The 16449-nt window shown below is 38.3% G+C and carries 13 protein-coding genes; all 13 read left to right on the forward strand.

Annotation, left to right across the window (positions count from 1 at the left end):
* The first annotated feature begins 64 nt into the window (after positions 1–64).
* The 13 genes from ilvD (at position 65) to tnpA (ending at position 16372) form a co-directional block, all read left to right on the forward strand.
* Positions 65–1735, forward strand: a complete 1671-nt coding sequence (ilvD, locus tag JNUCC51_RS22005; protein WP_337989768.1) for a dihydroxy-acid dehydratase — start codon at positions 65–67, stop codon at positions 1733–1735.
* 573 nt (positions 1736–2308) lie between these two features.
* On the forward strand, positions 2309–4075 hold the full coding sequence (gene ilvB, locus JNUCC51_RS22010; protein ID WP_337989769.1) for a biosynthetic-type acetolactate synthase large subunit: 1767 nt from the start codon (positions 2309–2311) through the stop codon (positions 4073–4075).
* A complete protein-coding gene (ilvN, locus tag JNUCC51_RS22015) occupies positions 4072–4587 on the forward strand; it encodes an acetolactate synthase small subunit (protein ID WP_132359853.1) in 516 nt (171 codons plus the stop codon). Before ilvB ends, ilvN begins: the two co-directional genes overlap by 4 nt.
* A 90-nt stretch (positions 4588–4677) precedes the next feature.
* A complete protein-coding gene (gene ilvC / locus JNUCC51_RS22020; protein ID WP_100543809.1) occupies positions 4678–5712 on the forward strand; it encodes a ketol-acid reductoisomerase in 1035 nt (344 codons plus the stop codon).
* Entirely contained in the window at positions 5699–7237 is a 1539-nt protein-coding gene (locus tag JNUCC51_RS22025) for a 2-isopropylmalate synthase (RefSeq protein ID WP_337989770.1), read from the forward strand. Before ilvC ends, JNUCC51_RS22025 begins: the two co-directional genes overlap by 14 nt.
* Before the next feature lie 138 nt (positions 7238–7375).
* Positions 7376–8476 carry a 3-isopropylmalate dehydrogenase gene (gene leuB, locus JNUCC51_RS22030; protein ID WP_049664474.1) on the forward strand — a complete coding sequence of 367 codons (1101 nt, stop codon included), beginning with the start codon at positions 7376–7378 and terminating at the stop codon, positions 8474–8476.
* A gap of 16 nt (positions 8477–8492) precedes the next feature.
* Positions 8493–9902: a 3-isopropylmalate dehydratase large subunit gene (leuC, locus tag JNUCC51_RS22035; RefSeq protein WP_337989771.1), complete on the forward strand. Its 1410-nt coding sequence runs from the start codon at positions 8493–8495 to the stop codon at positions 9900–9902.
* A 277-nt stretch (positions 9903–10179) separates the two neighbouring features.
* Positions 10180–10770 carry a 3-isopropylmalate dehydratase small subunit gene (gene leuD, locus JNUCC51_RS22040; protein ID WP_337989772.1) on the forward strand — a complete coding sequence of 197 codons (591 nt, stop codon included), beginning with the start codon at positions 10180–10182 and terminating at the stop codon, positions 10768–10770.
* 449 nt (positions 10771–11219) lie between these two features.
* Positions 11220–12431 (forward strand): MFS transporter, encoded by a 1212-nt coding sequence (locus JNUCC51_RS22045; RefSeq protein WP_337989773.1) that lies wholly within the window; start codon positions 11220–11222, stop codon positions 12429–12431.
* Positions 12428–12589 (forward strand): hypothetical protein, encoded by a 162-nt coding sequence (locus JNUCC51_RS22050; RefSeq protein WP_337989774.1) that lies wholly within the window; start codon positions 12428–12430, stop codon positions 12587–12589. The genes JNUCC51_RS22045 and JNUCC51_RS22050 overlap by 4 nt, the downstream gene beginning before the upstream one ends.
* 162 nt (positions 12590–12751) lie before the next feature.
* A complete protein-coding gene (gene rbsK, locus JNUCC51_RS22055) occupies positions 12752–13633 on the forward strand; it encodes a ribokinase (protein WP_337992279.1) in 882 nt (293 codons plus the stop codon).
* A 232-nt stretch (positions 13634–13865) separates the two neighbouring features.
* Entirely contained in the window at positions 13866–15716 is a 1851-nt protein-coding gene (locus tag JNUCC51_RS22060) for a dynamin family protein (RefSeq protein ID WP_337989775.1), read from the forward strand.
* A 179-nt stretch (positions 15717–15895) separates the two neighbouring features.
* Positions 15896–16372 carry an IS200/IS605 family transposase gene (tnpA, locus tag JNUCC51_RS22065; protein ID WP_337989776.1) on the forward strand — a complete coding sequence of 159 codons (477 nt, stop codon included), beginning with the start codon at positions 15896–15898 and terminating at the stop codon, positions 16370–16372.
* Positions 16373–16449 lie beyond the last annotated feature (77 nt).

Raw genomic sequence — 16449 nt, forward strand, 5'->3', positions numbered from 1 at the left:
AATGGAATAGACAGAACATTTTGTATATAGCAACGAACATAGCAATAAATGAGGGGCGTTTAAAATGAGAAGTGACATGATTAAAGTAGGCGTAGATCGTGCGCCACATCGAAGTCTTTTATATGCAACAGGCAAAGTAAAAGCGAAAGATTTAGGCAAGCCATTTATTGGGGTTTGTAATTCTTATATCGACATTATACCAGGTCACGTTCATTTACGTACATTTGCAGATGTTGTAAAAGAAGCCATTATTGAGGCGGGTGGTATTCCATTCGAATTTAATACAATCGGTGTAGATGATGGAATAGCAATGGGACATATTGGTATGCGTTACTCTTTACCGAGTCGTGAAATTATCGCAGATTCTGCTGAAACAGTTATTAATGCACACTGGTTCGATGGAGTATTTTATATTCCTAACTGTGACAAAATTACACCGGGAATGTTAATGGCAGCAGTTCGTACTAATGTACCGTCAATTTTCGTATCTGGTGGTCCAATGGAGGCAGGTACTTCTGCTACTGGCAAGCAACTTTCATTAACTTCAGTTTTTGAAGGTGTAGGGGCACATAAATCTGGCAAAATGTCAGCTGAAGAGCTATTAGATATTGAAAACAATGCATGCCCAACATGTGGTTCATGTTCAGGAATGTTTACAGCAAACTCTATGAACTGCTTAATGGAAATGCTAGGGGTAGCTTTACCAGGTAATGGAACAATTGTTGCTACTTCTGAAGAGCGCCATAAGCTTATTAAAGAAGCTGCAAAACAATTAGTCCGTATGATAAAAGAGGACATAAAACCTCGAGACATTATTACTAAAGAAGCTATTGATGATGCATTTGCACTTGATATGGCGATGGGTGGTTCGACAAATACAGTCCTCCATACATTAGCAATCGCCAATGAAGCTGAAATCGATTATAACATTGAGGATATTAATAAAGTTGCAGAGCGTGTTCCATATCTAGCGAAAATTATGCCTGCTTCAGATATTTCAATGGATGATATTAATAAAGCGGGTGGCGTTAGTGCCATTATTAATGAATTAGCATCCATTCCAGGTGCTATTCACCCAGATCGACCAACAGTTGCAGGAGTGACAATGGGTGAGCTTGTTAAAGATTATCATATTACAAATGCTGAAGTTATTCGTACGAAAGACAATCCGTATAGCCCAGTTGGCGGTTTATCGGTGTTATTTGGAAATATCGCACCAGATGGTTCTGTTATTAAAGTAGGAGCTGTAGACCCTTCTATTAAAGTATTCAGAGGCGAAGCAATCGTCTTTGAATCACAAGAAGCGGCACAGGAAAATATCGATAACGGGACGGTTAAAGAGGGTCATGTTGTCGTCATTCGCTACGAAGGACCAAAAGGTGGCCCAGGGATGCCTGAAATGCTTGCACCAACGTCTGCGATTCAAGGCCGCGGTCTTGGCACAAAGGTTGCATTAATTACAGATGGACGTTTCTCAGGTGCATCTCGTGGTATTTCAATCGGACATATTTCACCAGAAGCTGCAGAAGGCGGTCCAATCGCTTTAGTAGAGAACGGTGACATTATTACAATTGATCTACCAAATCGAACTATTAATTTAGAAGTTTCAGACGAAGTATTAGCTGAACGTCGTGCAAAACTGCCGGTATTTGAACCGAAAATTAAGCGCGGTTGGTTAGCAAGATATTCAAAATTAGTAACAAGCGCCTCTACAGGTGGCGTTATGAAAATTTAACTTCTTTCAGAAGTTAAAGCCTCCGGCGGATGTCATGGAATCGGAAAGGAGTTCTTTGTGCAAGCACAAAGCCGATTCCAGACGCAATTATGCCAAGGCACAATTGAAAAAGATAAAGCGTTGATGAGGTTAAAGGTTCTAGAGCCTTGTATTTACCAGAGAGCCGGTCGTGCTGGAAGCCGGCGATACAACTAGATCCGACATCCCCTCTGAGTGAGCTATTAAACGCGTGTTCGCCATTAGATAGCTCCGGGCATAATCGAAAGTGCTCGTTATTAATGAATAAATAATTTATGACACCGTATTGGATGCGAATGATCTCGCGTTGGTGCATAAATGCTTATATTTATTCACGAGGTAGCAATTATTTGCTATAAAAAAGGGTGGTACCATGGAAAGTCTTTTTCATCCCTACGTAAGGTAATTCTTTGCGTGTGGAGAAAAAGGCTTTTTATTTTTTTACAACGTTAGAAAGAGTCTGTCGTCTCTTTTCAAGGAGATAACCAGCTTGTAATACTTCAATGATGCGCATTACTGATGTGAAATTGAATGATAAAGAAGGAGGCATATTTGATGAGTACGAATGTTTCTATCAATGAGAAAGAAGAATTAGCAACAACAGCAAAAGCTGAACAAACCTATCAAGCGAAAGATGGTGCAGACGTATTAGTGCAAGCACTGCATGAACAAGGTGTTGAAATTGTTTTTGGTTACCCAGGTGGAGCGGTACTACCAATCTATGACGCAATGTATAAAAATCCGATTCGTCATATTTTAACTAGACATGAACAAGGTGCAATCCATGCAGCAGAAGGTTACGCGCGTGTTTCCAATAAAACTGGTGTAGTTATTGCAACAAGCGGCCCGGGGGCAACAAACTTAGTAACTGGTATTGCTGATGCGATGATTGATTCCATCCCATTAGTTGTATTCACAGGTCAAGTTTCAACATCTGTGATTGGTACAGATGCTTTCCAAGAAGCGGACATTATGGGAATTACGACACCAATTACGAAGCACAATTATCAGGTACAGGATGTTAATGATATCCCACGTATTGTTAAAGAGGCTTTCCATATTGCAAGCACTGGGCGAAAGGGCCCTGTTGTAGTGGATTTCCCTAAAAATGTTTCTCAAATGTTATTTGATGTGGAGAATCCACCACAGGCTCCTGACGAAATATATTTACCTGGTTATCAACCAACATATAAACCAAATTATTTACAAGTTCAAAAGGCCATTCAGGCGATTTCATTGGCTAAAAATCCAGTTATTTTAGCTGGAGCAGGTGTACTCTTTGCAGATGCCAAAGAAGAGTTAACAGCATTCGCTGAAAAATACCAAATTCCAGTAGCAAACACTCTACTAGGACTTGGTTCTATCCATGGAGAGCATGAATTATTCATCGGTATGGCAGGAATGCACGGAACTGCAACGGCGAACACAGCTATAACAAAATCAGATTTATTATTGAATATCGGAGCTCGCTTTGATGACCGTTTAACGGGTAATTTAGCAACATTTGCTCCAAATGCAACAATCATACACATCGATATTGATCCAGCGGAAATTGGAAAAAACGTTCCTACGGATATTCCAATCGTTGCAGATGCCAAAGAAGCATTAAAAGCATTATTGAAAAAGGGCTTCGATGGTCCAGATACAACAGAATGGTTAGAGTACTTAAATAATCACGCAAAGGAATATCCATTATGGTACAGCAAGGAGCCAGGGGATAAAGAAATTTTACCGCAGGAAGCACTAGAGCTTGTGCATAAAATTACAGAAGGTGACGCAATTGTCACTACAGATGTTGGTCAGCATCAAATGTGGGCTGCGCAATATTATCACTTAAACAATGATCATGGATGGGTAACGTCTGGTGGACTTGGTACGATGGGCTTCGGCTTCCCAGCTGCAATTGGCGCCCAGTTTGCGAAGCCAGACAAAAAAGTTGTTGCTATTGTAGGAGATGCAGGATTCCAAATGACTGCGCAAGAGCTTTCAATACTACAAGAATTCAACTTACCGGTAAAAGTAGTAATTTTAAATAACAGCTGTCTAGGAATGGTACGCCAATGGCAAGAAACATTCTATGAGGAGCGTTATTCATCTTCATTAATGCCGGTTCAACCAGATTTTGTTAAATTAGCTGATGCATATGATCTTAAGGGCTACCGAATCAACACAATCGATGAAGCGGAAAGTATTTTCCGCGAGGCACTACTTTCTGATGAGCCAGTGTTAATTGATTGTCGTGTTAAACAGCATCAATGTGTTTACCCAATGGTAGCACCAGGCAAAGGCCTACATGAAATGATTGGGGTGAAAGAGAATTGAAACGAGTAATTACAGTAACAGTGATTAACCAAAGCGGTGTGTTAAATCGTGTAACAGGCTTACTTATGAAGCGTCAATTTAATATCGAATCAATCACAGTTGGTCATACAGAACAGCCAAACTTTTCTAAAATGACTTTTGTTGTAAACGTTGAGGATGAGCGTAAAATTGAACAGCTTGTGAAGCAATTATCGAAGCAAATTGATGTGTTAAAGGTCAATGACATTACAGATAAATCAATCGTGCTACGCGAATTAGCACTTGTGAAGGTAATTTCACCACCAAACTTACGATTGGAAATGAATTCAATTGTTGAACCATTCCGTCCACAAATTATTGATACAGCGAAAAACGTTGTCACATATCAAGTAGTAGGCGATCCAGATAAGATTGACGCCTTTATTGAACTAATTCGACCTTATGGTATTAAAGAATTAACGCGTACAGGAGCTACTGCATCTGTTCGTGAAACACAAAAAATCTCAAACGCGCAGCTCTCTATTTTAAAATAGTTTGCATATAAAATTCATAGCTTTGGATGCATGCCCTAAGTCGGTTTGCATCTGAAGTAAAAAAAAACCAATATTAGGAGGAAACAAACAATGGCTACTATGTACTATGAACAAAACATCAACGAGGAAGTATTAAAAGGAAAAAAAATCGCAATCATCGGTTATGGTTCACAAGGTCACGCACATGCATTAAACCTTAAAGAATCAGGATTCGATGTAGTAGTAGGAGTTCGCCCAGGTGGATCATTCGATGCAGCAAAAGCGGATGGAATAGATGTAAAAACTGTTGCTGAAGCAGCGCAAGAAGCAGATGTTATCCAAATTTTACTTCCAGATGAGCGTCAAAAAGCTGTATATGAGGCTGAAATTGCTCCACATCTTGAAGCAGGTAAGGCACTTATGTTTGCACATGGTTTTAACATTCATTTCGGTCAAATTACACCGCCAGCAGATGTGGATGTATTCTTAGTTGCTCCGAAAGGTCCAGGACATTTAGTTCGTCGTCAATTCCAAGAAGGTGCTGGTGTACCAGGCTTATTCGCAATTCATCAAGATGCAACTGGTCAAGCAAAAGATTTAGCTCTTGCATACGGAAAAGGAATCGGTGCAGCTCGTGGCGGCTTACTTGAAACAACATTCAAAGAAGAAACTGAAACTGATTTATTCGGTGAGCAAGCTGTACTTTGTGGTGGTGCTACACAATTAGTAAGAGCAGGTTTCGAAACTTTAGTAGAAGCAGGCTACCAACCAGAATTAGCATACTTTGAAACACTTCACGAACTAAAATTAATTGTTGACCTAATGTTTGAAGGTGGTATGGCAACAATGCGTTACTCAGTATCAGATACAGCAGAGTGGGGTGACTATGTAGCGGGACCACGTATTATCGATGACTCAGTTAAAGCTCGTATGAAAGATGTATTAACTGATATCCAAGATGGTACATTCGCTCGTCGTTGGATTCAAGAAAACGAAAACGGTCGTCCAGAATATACAAAATTCAAAGAAGCTGGTGCAAACCACCAAATCGAAGAAGTTGGTGCTAAATTACGTGCTATGATGCCATTCATCAACGAAGGTAAAGAAAAAGTTGTGAGAGAAGTGGCTGCAAGTGCGAAAAATTGATATTTTCGATACTACCCTTCGTGACGGCGAACAATCTGCTGGCATTAATCTAAACACAGCAGAGAAGATTGAAATCGCTAAGCAACTGGAGCGCCTTGGAGTGACAATTATTGAAGCAGGTTTTCCTGCTTCGTCACCCGGTGACTTTGAAGCGGTAAATCGTATTGCAGGGACAGTAAAAAACTCTATCGTAACTGGCTTAGCTCGCTGTGTACAAAAGGATATCGACACAACGTGGGATGCAATTAAAGTGGCCGAACAGCCACACATTCATATTTTCCTAGCTACTTCCCCAATTCATATGGAATACAAGCTAAAAAAATCACCCGATCAAGTAGTAGAACAAGCGGTTGAAGCTGTAAAATACGCGAAAAAAATCTTTCCGCTTGTACAATGGTCTGCAGAAGATGCATTTCGTTCAGATCGTGAATTTTTAGTACGTATTATGAATGATGTTATTGCGGCAGGTGCAACAACCATTAATGTACCTGACACAGTAGGATATGCATCGCCACAAGAATATGGTGCATTATTTAAATTCCTACTTGAAAACGTAAAAGGTGCAGACAAGGTAAAATTCTCTGCACATTGCCATGATGATCTAGGTATGGCGACCGCTAACACGATTGCAGCCATTGAAAATGGTGCCTCACAAGTAGAGGGTACGATTAACGGTATCGGAGAGCGCGCTGGAAATGTTGCGCTTGAAGAAATCGCAGTTGCCCTTCATATCCGTAAAGATATTTACCCTGTAGAAACAGGTATTCATTTACAAGAAATTAAGCGTACATCTCAATTAGTCAGTAAGCTTACGAATGTGGTTATTCAGCCGAATAAAGCGATTGTTGGTAAAAATGCATTTGCTCACGAATCAGGTATTCACCAAGATGGTATGTTAAAAAATCCGGAAACGTATGAAATTATTACACCGGCTCTTATTGGTGAAGGAGAGGTGCCACTTGTTCTAGGTAAACACTCTGGCCGAGCAGCATTCCGTGACCGTGCAGAAACAATGGGCTACAACCTTTCGGATGAAAAACTAAATAAAGCATTTACTGAATTTAAAAAGCTTGCTGATCGTAAAAAAGAAATTACAGAAGAAGATTTACTAACGCTTCTTACAGAGCAACAAGTTCAAATAGAAGATGTTCCACTTTACGAATTAAAGATGGTACAGGTGCAATATGGTACAGAAAATATACCAACAGCAACAGCGATTGTTTTAACACCAGAAGGTTTGGAAAAGACAGTTGTGGCAACGGGTTCTGGATCGGTGGAAGCTATTTTCAATACGCTTGAGCAACTTGTTCAAGGAGATATTCATGTGATTGATTATCGAGTTAAGTCTGTTGGTAAGGGACGAGATGCATTAGGAGAAGCTGTAATTAATATTCGATATGATGGTATTTCAACAACCGGACGAAACTCTTCACAGGATGTTTTAGAAGCATCGGCAAAAGCTTATTTAAATGCCATCAACCGTCATTTAATACAAGCAAGCCTTCGTACACAGCCTGTAAGTTAAAGCTTCCGGCGGATGTCACGGAATTATGCCAATTATGTTATGTGTAGTCGTAATATTGATGACCTCACCTATTAATATAGGTGAGAGTCTTACTAAAATAGCGTATTTCAGCGCTATACAAAGAAAGGTGTTTTGACGATGGAGAAAAAAATTTCAGTACTTCCTGGTGACGGAATAGGGCCAGAGGTTGTTGCTTCTGCTGTACGTGTATTACAGGTGATTGGTAAGCGATTCAACCATACATTCCATTTAAGTTATGCAACAATCGGAGGCGCTGCCATCGACCAACACAATAATCCACTACCAGATGAAACAATTGAGATGTGTGAAAATAGTGACGCAGTTTTACTTGGAGCCGTTGGTGGTCCGAAATGGGATAATAATCCGCCAGAATTACGTCCAGAAAAAGGATTACTACGTATTCGCAAACACTTTGACTTATTCGCAAACCTACGTCCAGTAAAGGCGTTCCCGAGCTTACTAGATGCTTCACCATTAAAGCGTGAAGTAGCTGAAAACGTCGATTTAATGATTGTACGTGAATTAACAGGCGGCGTATACTTCGGGGAACCACGTATGCGTACTGAGAATGGCGCGATTGATACAACTGTTTACTCAACTGCAGAAGTTGAGCGTATTGTTGAAAATGCCTTTGAATTAGCACGTTTACGTGGAGGCAAATTATGCTCTGTTGATAAAGCAAATGTACTTGAAACAAGTCGTTTATGGCGCGAAGTTGTAGAAGCGAAGAAAAAAGAATATCCAGATGTGCAAGTGGAGCACAATTTAGTAGACTCAGTTGCTATGAAATTAATTACAAACCCTGGTCATTATGATGTAGTAGTTACTGAAAATATGTTTGGAGATATTTTAAGTGATGAAGCATCTGTTATTACAGGCTCTTTAGGCGTACTACCATCTGCATCCATTCGCGGAGATAATTTTGGTCTTTATGAACCAGTACATGGCTCAGCACCAGAAATTGCAGGCCAAGGCGTAGCAAATCCAGCAGCAACAATTCTTTCAGTTGCAATGATGCTACAATATTCATTTGGCTTAAAAGAAGAGGCTGCAGAAATCGAACGGGCTGTAAGTGCAGTATTTGATGATGGCTATTTCACGGCAGATCTTGCACGTGATGGCAGTCGTATACTATCGACGAATGAATGGACAGATAAAGTAATTAACGAGATTGATACAAGTTTTGTTTCAGAAAGCATTATGACAACATACATTTAAGAAATAGGTGAAGATAATGGGCAAAAATATAATTGAAAAGATTTGGGATAAACATCTCGTTTATCAGGAAGAGGGCAAACCGGACCTGTTATATATTGATCTCCATTTAATTCATGAAGTAACTTCTCCGCAAGCTTTTGAAGGACTACGGATGAACGGACGTCAAGTGCGTCGCCCAGATTTAAGCTTTGCAACAATGGATCATAACGTACCTACAAAAAATTTACCAACGATACATGATCCAATTGCACGTAATCAAATTGAAACGTTAGCAAAAAATGCTAAAGAATTTGGCGTTGAGCTTGCAGGTATGGGGCATCCTGACCAAGGAATTGTTCACGTAATTGGACCAGAGCTAGGTTTAACTCAGCCTGGTAAAACGATTGTCTGTGGCGACTCCCATACGTCTACCCACGGTGCGTTCGGAGCGATTGCCTTCGGTATTGGTACTTCTGAGGTAGAGCATGTATTGTCAACACAAACTTTATGGCAAAACAAGCCGAAAACAATGGAAATTCGTGTAGAAGGTGAGCTCCCTGTAGGTGTAGCTGCCAAAGATATTATTCTAGCGATTATTTCGAAATTCGGTATCGGTGTCGGCACAGGACATATAGTGGAATTCACTGGAGAGGCTATCCACAAACTTTCTATGGAAGAACGGATGACAATTTGCAACATGTCAATCGAGGCTGGGGCAAAGGCAGGGTTAATTTCTCCTGACCAAACGACTGTTGACTATATTCGTGGACGCAAACATGCACCACAGGGAGAAAAGTTTGCGGAAGCTGCAGATTATTGGTTAAGCTTAGCATCCGATGATGATGCAACTTATGATACAGTTCGAATCATTCAAGCAGAAGAAATTGAGCCAATCATCACTTGGGGAACGAATCCGTCAATGGGTTCAGGTGTTTCAAGTAATGTTCCAACACAGGCAGATTATGAGGATGAGTCAGATAAAGCTGCTCTTCGTAAAGCACTTGCCTACATGGGCTTAGAGGAAGGTCAACCATTAACTTCGATCGATATTCAACACGTATTTATCGGTTCCTGTACTAACTCCCGCATCAGTGATTTACGTGCAGCTGCAGATGTTATTAAAGGGCGTAAGGTGCATGAAAATGTAACAGCGATCGTAGTGCCAGGATCATATTCGACGAAAATACAAGCAGAAGCAGAAGGATTAGATAAAATCTTTACAGATGCTGGATTTGAATGGCGTGAGACAGGTTGCTCAATGTGTCTGGCAATGAATGATGATGTAGTACCAGCGGGCGAACGCTGTGCATCAACGTCAAACCGTAACTTTGAGGGACGTCAAGGAGCAGGTTCTCGTACACACTTAGTATCACCGCCAATGGCAGCTGCAGCAGCAATTGCTGGTCACTTTGTGGACGTTCGTGAATTCGTAAAGGAAACTGTGTAATTTTTATCTTCATTCAACGAATATTTATGGTGAGATTATTACGATTGTAATTTCTATTCAGTAGATTACCAAATACAAAATTAAAACTGAATGAAGATAAAGCCTCTGGCAGATGTCACGGATTTTGAAAGGAGCCAAAATAAGGATATTAGCCTAAACCTTCGCATCCTGCGAAAACGGCTAACTGACCTGCCTCGTGCAGGCCTAGGCACAATTCAAAATCCAGGACGCAATTACGCCAAGGCGTAATTGATTTACACGGAAAGGATGATTGCAAATGGAACCAATTAATATCGTAAATAGTGTGATAACACCACTTAATCGTAAAAATGTCGATACAGATCAAATTATTTCGAAAGAGTTTTTAAAACGAATTGAGCGTACAGGTTTTGGTCAGTATTTATTTTACCATTGGCGCTTTGATGCAGAGGGCAATGAAATTAAGGATTTTGTATTAAACAAACTTGAGTTTAAAGACTCCAAAATTTTAGTAGCACAAGATAACTTCGGGTGTGGTTCATCTCGTGAACATGCACCGTGGGCAATCTTAGACTATGGGTTCAATGTAGTAATTGCTCCATCATTTGCAGATATTTTTCATAATAACTGCTTCAAAAATGGGATTTTACCAATCAAACTAACTGAAGCAGAGTGCGATGAAATATTAGCTAAAGGCTTAGAAAATCCATACAAGATGGAAGTTAGTCTAGAAGCACAAACAGTAACGGGTGAAGATGGTGCAATTTATAAATTTAGCATCGACCCTTACTATAAAGAAACATTGCTGAATGGCTGGGATGAAATTGCTTTAACCTTTAAATACGAAGAACATATTGCTGCTTACGAAGCAGAACGTATAGCATTTTAATAAATGAAGGGTTTACCTTTTGACTGAAGACCGATATGGTGTCTTCAGTTTTTTTATTGATTAAAGAAGGAATTGCGTAGAGTGAAGGAGGAAATCCTCAAGACGGTGTGATCGGGTGAGGGCCAAAACTGATCAGGTAGTAAAGAAAAACTCCTTAAATAGTAAATGACTGGTTATTACCACTTTACATAATAAAAATACAGCTATAGTTAATTTTTTATTTATTTTAAAAAGAACGACAAATTGATGTAATATTTTGATAATATATAAATAGAGTTTCGGAAAAAAATGGAATGTTATCCATTTTGTTGCCTCGTCACTAAAAGTTAGGATTAAAACGAATCTCTTCTATATAAGTAGGAACGGAAAATAATTACACAGTATAGAGATGAGCATTTAAACATTTACCAGAAAAAGCTTTTGTAAAAAGTATAAAGGGAGGAACTATATTGAAAATCCTTCGAAAATACAGTTTGTTAATTGGGGGCTTAGGCTTTTCAAATTTAGGGAATTGGATCTACCTTGTAGCGCTAAATTTATTTGTATGGCATTTAACACAATCACCGGCAGCGATGGCTGGCATCTTTATTGTCGGACCAACAGCAAGAGTTTTAACAAGTTTGGTAGCTGGCTCGTTCATTGATCGTATGAATAAACGTAAGTTAATGATTGCAACTGATATTATACGAGGTTTCATTGTTTTTTGTATGCCGTTTATGGAATCTATTTGGCTCATTTATACGCTGTTATTTTTAGCGAATATAGCGAGTAGTTTTTTTGGACCTAGTAGTACATATTATATTACAAAGCTTGTTCCCTCAGAAGATAGACAACAATTTAATGCAATACTTGGCACGTTTAATTCTGGCTCGTTTTTAGTAGGTCCAGCTCTAGCAGGACTCCTCATCATGCTTTTTAATACAACGGTTACAATTTGGTTCAACAGCTTTACATTTTTTGTTTGTGCTATGATTATTTACTTATTACCTGACGTAGATGATGTGAAAGAATCTTCACAACAACGTATAACTTGGCAAATATTAAAAAGTGACTATCTAGCTGTGATAGCTTTCATTCGACAAAATTCATTATTTTTAACAATTTATTTACTGTTTCAAAGTGCATTAATGATTGCATTTGCGCTTGATTCTCAAGAAGCAACATTTATGAAACAAGATTTGGCTTTATCTGATAGCTTATATGGTGCTTTTGTGAGTAGTGCAGGAGCTGGAGCAATTATAGGGGGAATGGTTGCTGCAAGCTTTGCCAAAAAAATGTCCACTCGGTCATATATGGTTATTGGCTTGTTCCTGACAATGCTGTTTTATACAGCTTTTTATGCCTCGACATCGAGTATTTTGTCGTTTGTAAGTTTTATTTTTCTAGGCTTTTTTATGGCATTTAGTAATACTGGTTATGAAACGTTTTATCAGCAATATGTACCGCCTGAAATGATGGGGAGATTCGGTAGTATTGCGAATATTTTTCAAAATATTTTACAAATTTCATTTATCTTACTGTTAGGTCTGTTTGCAGAATTATTTACGCTTCAAATGACGGCCATTATTTTCGGTATTATAAGTATTTTATTTTCGATTTCATTGTATTTTGTACTATATACCCAAAAATACTACATCGGCTTAAAGGAGGAAATATTATGATTAGCTATTCGATGCATTGTATTTTTTGTAAGAAAGAATTTAAAGTTGTAGAAGGGACAAGGAAATATAAACTATATAAACAAAATATGAACGGAAAATTTTCCTGTGAAGATTGTGATAGAAAAATTGAATTAGAGGCAAGGAAAGGGAAAACTTAATTGAAAATATAATGGTATGAGTTTGATTTGCTTTTGGATTAATGGACGCTGGATATTATTGGTAATGTTATCTGTGCTCCATAATTTTCAAATGTAAATGACCTGTCTTTCTATTGTTTTCTCAGTTAAAATGAAAAAATAAGATGGAAGGTAGGTAAAATGATGATTACAGTTATAGGTAGCATAAATATGGATTTAGTTGTACAAATGGGGGTTTTTCCAAAGCAGGGAGAAACTATATTCGGTAAAGATTTTCAAACGATCCCAGGAGGAAAAGGGGCAAATCAGGCAATTGCTGCAGCACGTCTTGGAAGTGAAGTTACAATGATAGGCTGTGTGGGTGCCGATAGTTTTGGAGAAGCATTACGCATTGTTTTACAGCAAGAGCATGTTCAAACTGAGACTATTGCAAGTGTATCGGCACCTACTGGGATTGCTAATATATTAATCTACAATAACGATAACCGTATCATTGTAGTGCCTGGGGCAAATTATGAATTAATGCCCGCACATATAGAGGCAGCGAAAGAAATTATTCAAAAAAGTCAAATGGTAATTATGCAGCTAGAAATCCCAACGGAAACGACCGCTTATGCAATAAAACTTTGTAAAGAAGCGAATGTACCTGTTTTATTAAATCCAGCACCGGCTGCTAATTTTGATGTGCAATGGATGGAGGATATTACTTATATCACACCAAATGAAACGGAGTGTGCAGAAATTTTTGGAGATGATATTGAACAAATACTCGAAAAATATCCTAATAAAATGATTGTGACGTTAGGTAGTAATGGTGCACACTATTTTGATGGTGAATATCCTATTCACGTTCCGGGCTATTTGACAAAAGCAATAGATACAACAGGTGCAGGCGATACGTTTAACGGTGCACTCGCTTATGCTTTAGTAGAAGGGCAATCATTGGATCAGGCAGTGTATTTTGCAAATATCGCAGCTTCATTATCAGTGGAGAAATTTGGTGCACAAGGCGGAATGCCAAATCTTGGTGCAGTTTACGCGCGTATGGCAGGTGTTGAAGAATAAAGCGAAGACTGCCGCTCTGACAAATTTATAATAATAATTATTATTTCTTTTAGGCTGAATAATTAATAATATCTGAGATAGTAGGTTTTAAAGAGTGAGATTTATTACCTATTTGTGACGGTTTACTTTAAGTATATTGTCCTTTTTTGTCATTGATTCTTAGTACTATGTATTAAAAAAAGAATATTTTCCTTTATAATAACTTTAGATACATAGAAAAGAGGTTTTGGGGATGACAAATATTGATAATGTGCCGATCGAATATACAGCCTCAGCGAATAATATTTTGCCACAGCTTGTTGATCATTTGCGACAATTACATGGCATTATTGTACAAAATACATATGTAAAAGATACAGCTAAACACTTAAATCGTATCATTCAAGATGCTAACAACGAAACGATGATTCTTATTGTTGGGAAAGAGCGTGTTGGAAAAACAACACTTGTGAATGGGCTTTTAGGACGACAGGTTTTGCCTGTTAGTGATCAGCATCCAACAGGGGTAAATACATTTTTGCGATACGGTGAAAATGAGGAAATAAAGGCGTATTTTTTAGATGGCGTTGTAGCAATATTCGATATGAGCAAGCTAGAAATATTGACAACTAGCGATACTTTTGCATCTCAAATACTACGAGAACATTTAGATTACCTAGAAGTATATTTGAAAAATGATTTATTAAAATCAGTGACAATTATTGATTCTGTTTCATTGGAAGCTGGGGGAGGAGAGATGGCTTACTTCCCGGAAGCATTGATGAACCGTGTTGACGAAATCTTTTGGGTATTACGCTCAGGTTCTATGGCTATTTACCCTGAAATATTATTGATGGAAACTTTAAAAAACAAAGGTGTAGAGCCTCTTTGTGTCATCAATGCCATAGATTCAAATGAAAATACGAAAGCGTTTATTAATTCTGAGAGAGAACGATTTGGACATTTAATAAGTGATTTTGTTGCTATCTCTGCAAGAGAAGCGATTGAAGCTAAACAGACTAATTGTGAGGAGCTTTGGGAGAAAAGTCAGTATGAGCAATTAATATCAGAAATTCATCGAGTAGCAGAAAATAGTGATAAGAAAACGTACGGCATTTTAATTCGCTTCTTGCAATGGCTTGAACGATTCCGCTTCGAATTAACTGTTATTCCACAAAGAGATCCATTCCAATCTGCGGTTGAGAACATTGAAAAATATGCAGGCGATTCACAATACGAATTTTCACGTTATCAACGTGATTTAGCGATTGTGACGGAATATGAGCAAGAATACAAGCAGGTTGCCAATGTATTTAAAAATGTTCAAACATTATACCAACTTTTACAAACCATTTCACAAAATGATTATTTACAAGATGAAATCGTGGAAAGCTTTACAGAAAAGGCTGTTTTTTATCAACAAATGTTACGAGAATATCGTAATATGCATAGTGAATATATGCGTGAATATGACCGATTGGATGCCCAGCATAAAAAAATTCACGGAAAAGGTCTTATGAAGGCTATTTTTGGTCAGCATACACAAAATGGATTTTTCAAGGAACGTGTTCTCAAGCTAAATGAGCAACAAGTTGTTTGTATTGCACAATTTGAAAAAGTGCAAGAAGCGGAGGCCGTAATGCTTCAGTCCATTCATTCAATACAAAGTTATCTTATGGAAATAACGAAAAAACGTTTGGAACGTACTGAGCAAAAAGTGCAAGAGCTAAATCACCAACGTTTAAAGGAAAAGCGCCAATTAAAGTTATACGCAAATAAATTAAATGAATTTTCTTGTTTGATTGAAGCGCAGGGCTACATTAAAGAAAATATTCAACCATTTATAATGGACGAGCAAATGCCACTGAAAGCAAAGGATATTGAAATGCTGAAAGAAACAATTAATAGCATTATGAGCATTGACCTGACGAATAATGGTCTACTTGCACGCAGTCAAATGAACAATAAAATGGAGAACACCGCGATTCCTTTCGATGTTCAGAAAAAATATCCATTACATACGCTAGCTTTAGCAGAAGTAGATGTAAAATCAAACGATATACCAGAAATACCGAAAAAACTTGATGTTCAATATGAAGAATAGACATAAAAGAAAATGTTCTAAAAGTAATTTATACTTTTAGAACGTTTTTTTTGTATCTTTTGAAAACCCCTTGCTATGCGAGGGGTTCCAAAGAGCTTCTAGCTATGGACAAGAAAAAAACCCCGGTCGTACAATGAAATCAGGTCTGGTCAACCGACTTCGTACGAAAGGGGCTCCAAATGGATAATAAAAGTTTAGCACACACGACATGGAATTGTAAGTATCACATCGTCTTTGCGCCAAAATATAGAAGGCAGATTATTTATGGACAAATCAAAGCAGATGTAGGTAGAATTCTTCGCCAGTTATGTGAAAGAAAAGGAGTGGAAATCATTGAAGCTACAGCCTGTCCTGATCATATTCATATGTTGGTGAGTATTCCACCAAAAATAAGTGTTTCATCGTTTGTGGGCTATTTAAAAGGGAAGAGTAGTTTAATGATATTCGATCGGCATGCGAACCTGAAATACAAATATGGGAATAGGAAGTTTGGGTGTCGCGGGTATTATGTAGATACAGTAGGACGAAACAGAAAAATTATACAAGAATATATAAAGAATCAATTGCAAGAGGATATACTTGAGGATCAAATGACCATGAAAGAATTCATTGATCCATTTACAGGAGAAGAAATACAAGTAAAAAAGCGAAAATAATAAAACCACTTTAGTGGTAGCGTGAAAACGGAGTGCGGTTGGCGGACCTTTCAGTGTGTCTTTAGACATGGGCCAGT

The sequence above is a fragment of the Lysinibacillus sp. JNUCC 51 genome, assembly GCF_015999525.1.
GTDB lineage: Bacteria > Bacillota > Bacilli > Bacillales_A > Planococcaceae > Lysinibacillus > Lysinibacillus xylanilyticus.

What these genes read in the sequence shown, in the direction of transcription:
- ilvC (WP_100543809.1), top strand. Translation starts at nt 4,678, where the DNA reads ATGGCTACTATGTACTATGAACAAAACATCAACGAGGAAGTATTAAAA.
- leuB (WP_049664474.1), top strand. Translation starts at nt 7,376, where the DNA reads ATGGAGAAAAAAATTTCAGTACTTCCTGGTGACGGAATAGGGCCAGAG.
- JNUCC51_RS22050 (WP_337989774.1), top strand. Translation starts at nt 12,428, where the DNA reads ATGATTAGCTATTCGATGCATTGTATTTTTTGTAAGAAAGAATTTAAA.
- leuC (WP_337989771.1), top strand. Translation starts at nt 8,493, where the DNA reads ATGGGCAAAAATATAATTGAAAAGATTTGGGATAAACATCTCGTTTAT.
- tnpA (WP_337989776.1), top strand. Translation starts at nt 15,896, where the DNA reads ATGGATAATAAAAGTTTAGCACACACGACATGGAATTGTAAGTATCAC.
- rbsK (WP_337992279.1), top strand. Translation starts at nt 12,752, where the DNA reads ATGATTACAGTTATAGGTAGCATAAATATGGATTTAGTTGTACAAATG.
- JNUCC51_RS22060 (WP_337989775.1), top strand. Translation starts at nt 13,866, where the DNA reads ATGACAAATATTGATAATGTGCCGATCGAATATACAGCCTCAGCGAAT.
- ilvD (WP_337989768.1), top strand. Translation starts at nt 65, where the DNA reads ATGAGAAGTGACATGATTAAAGTAGGCGTAGATCGTGCGCCACATCGA.
- ilvB (WP_337989769.1), top strand. Translation starts at nt 2,309, where the DNA reads ATGAGTACGAATGTTTCTATCAATGAGAAAGAAGAATTAGCAACAACA.
- leuD (WP_337989772.1), top strand. Translation starts at nt 10,180, where the DNA reads ATGGAACCAATTAATATCGTAAATAGTGTGATAACACCACTTAATCGT.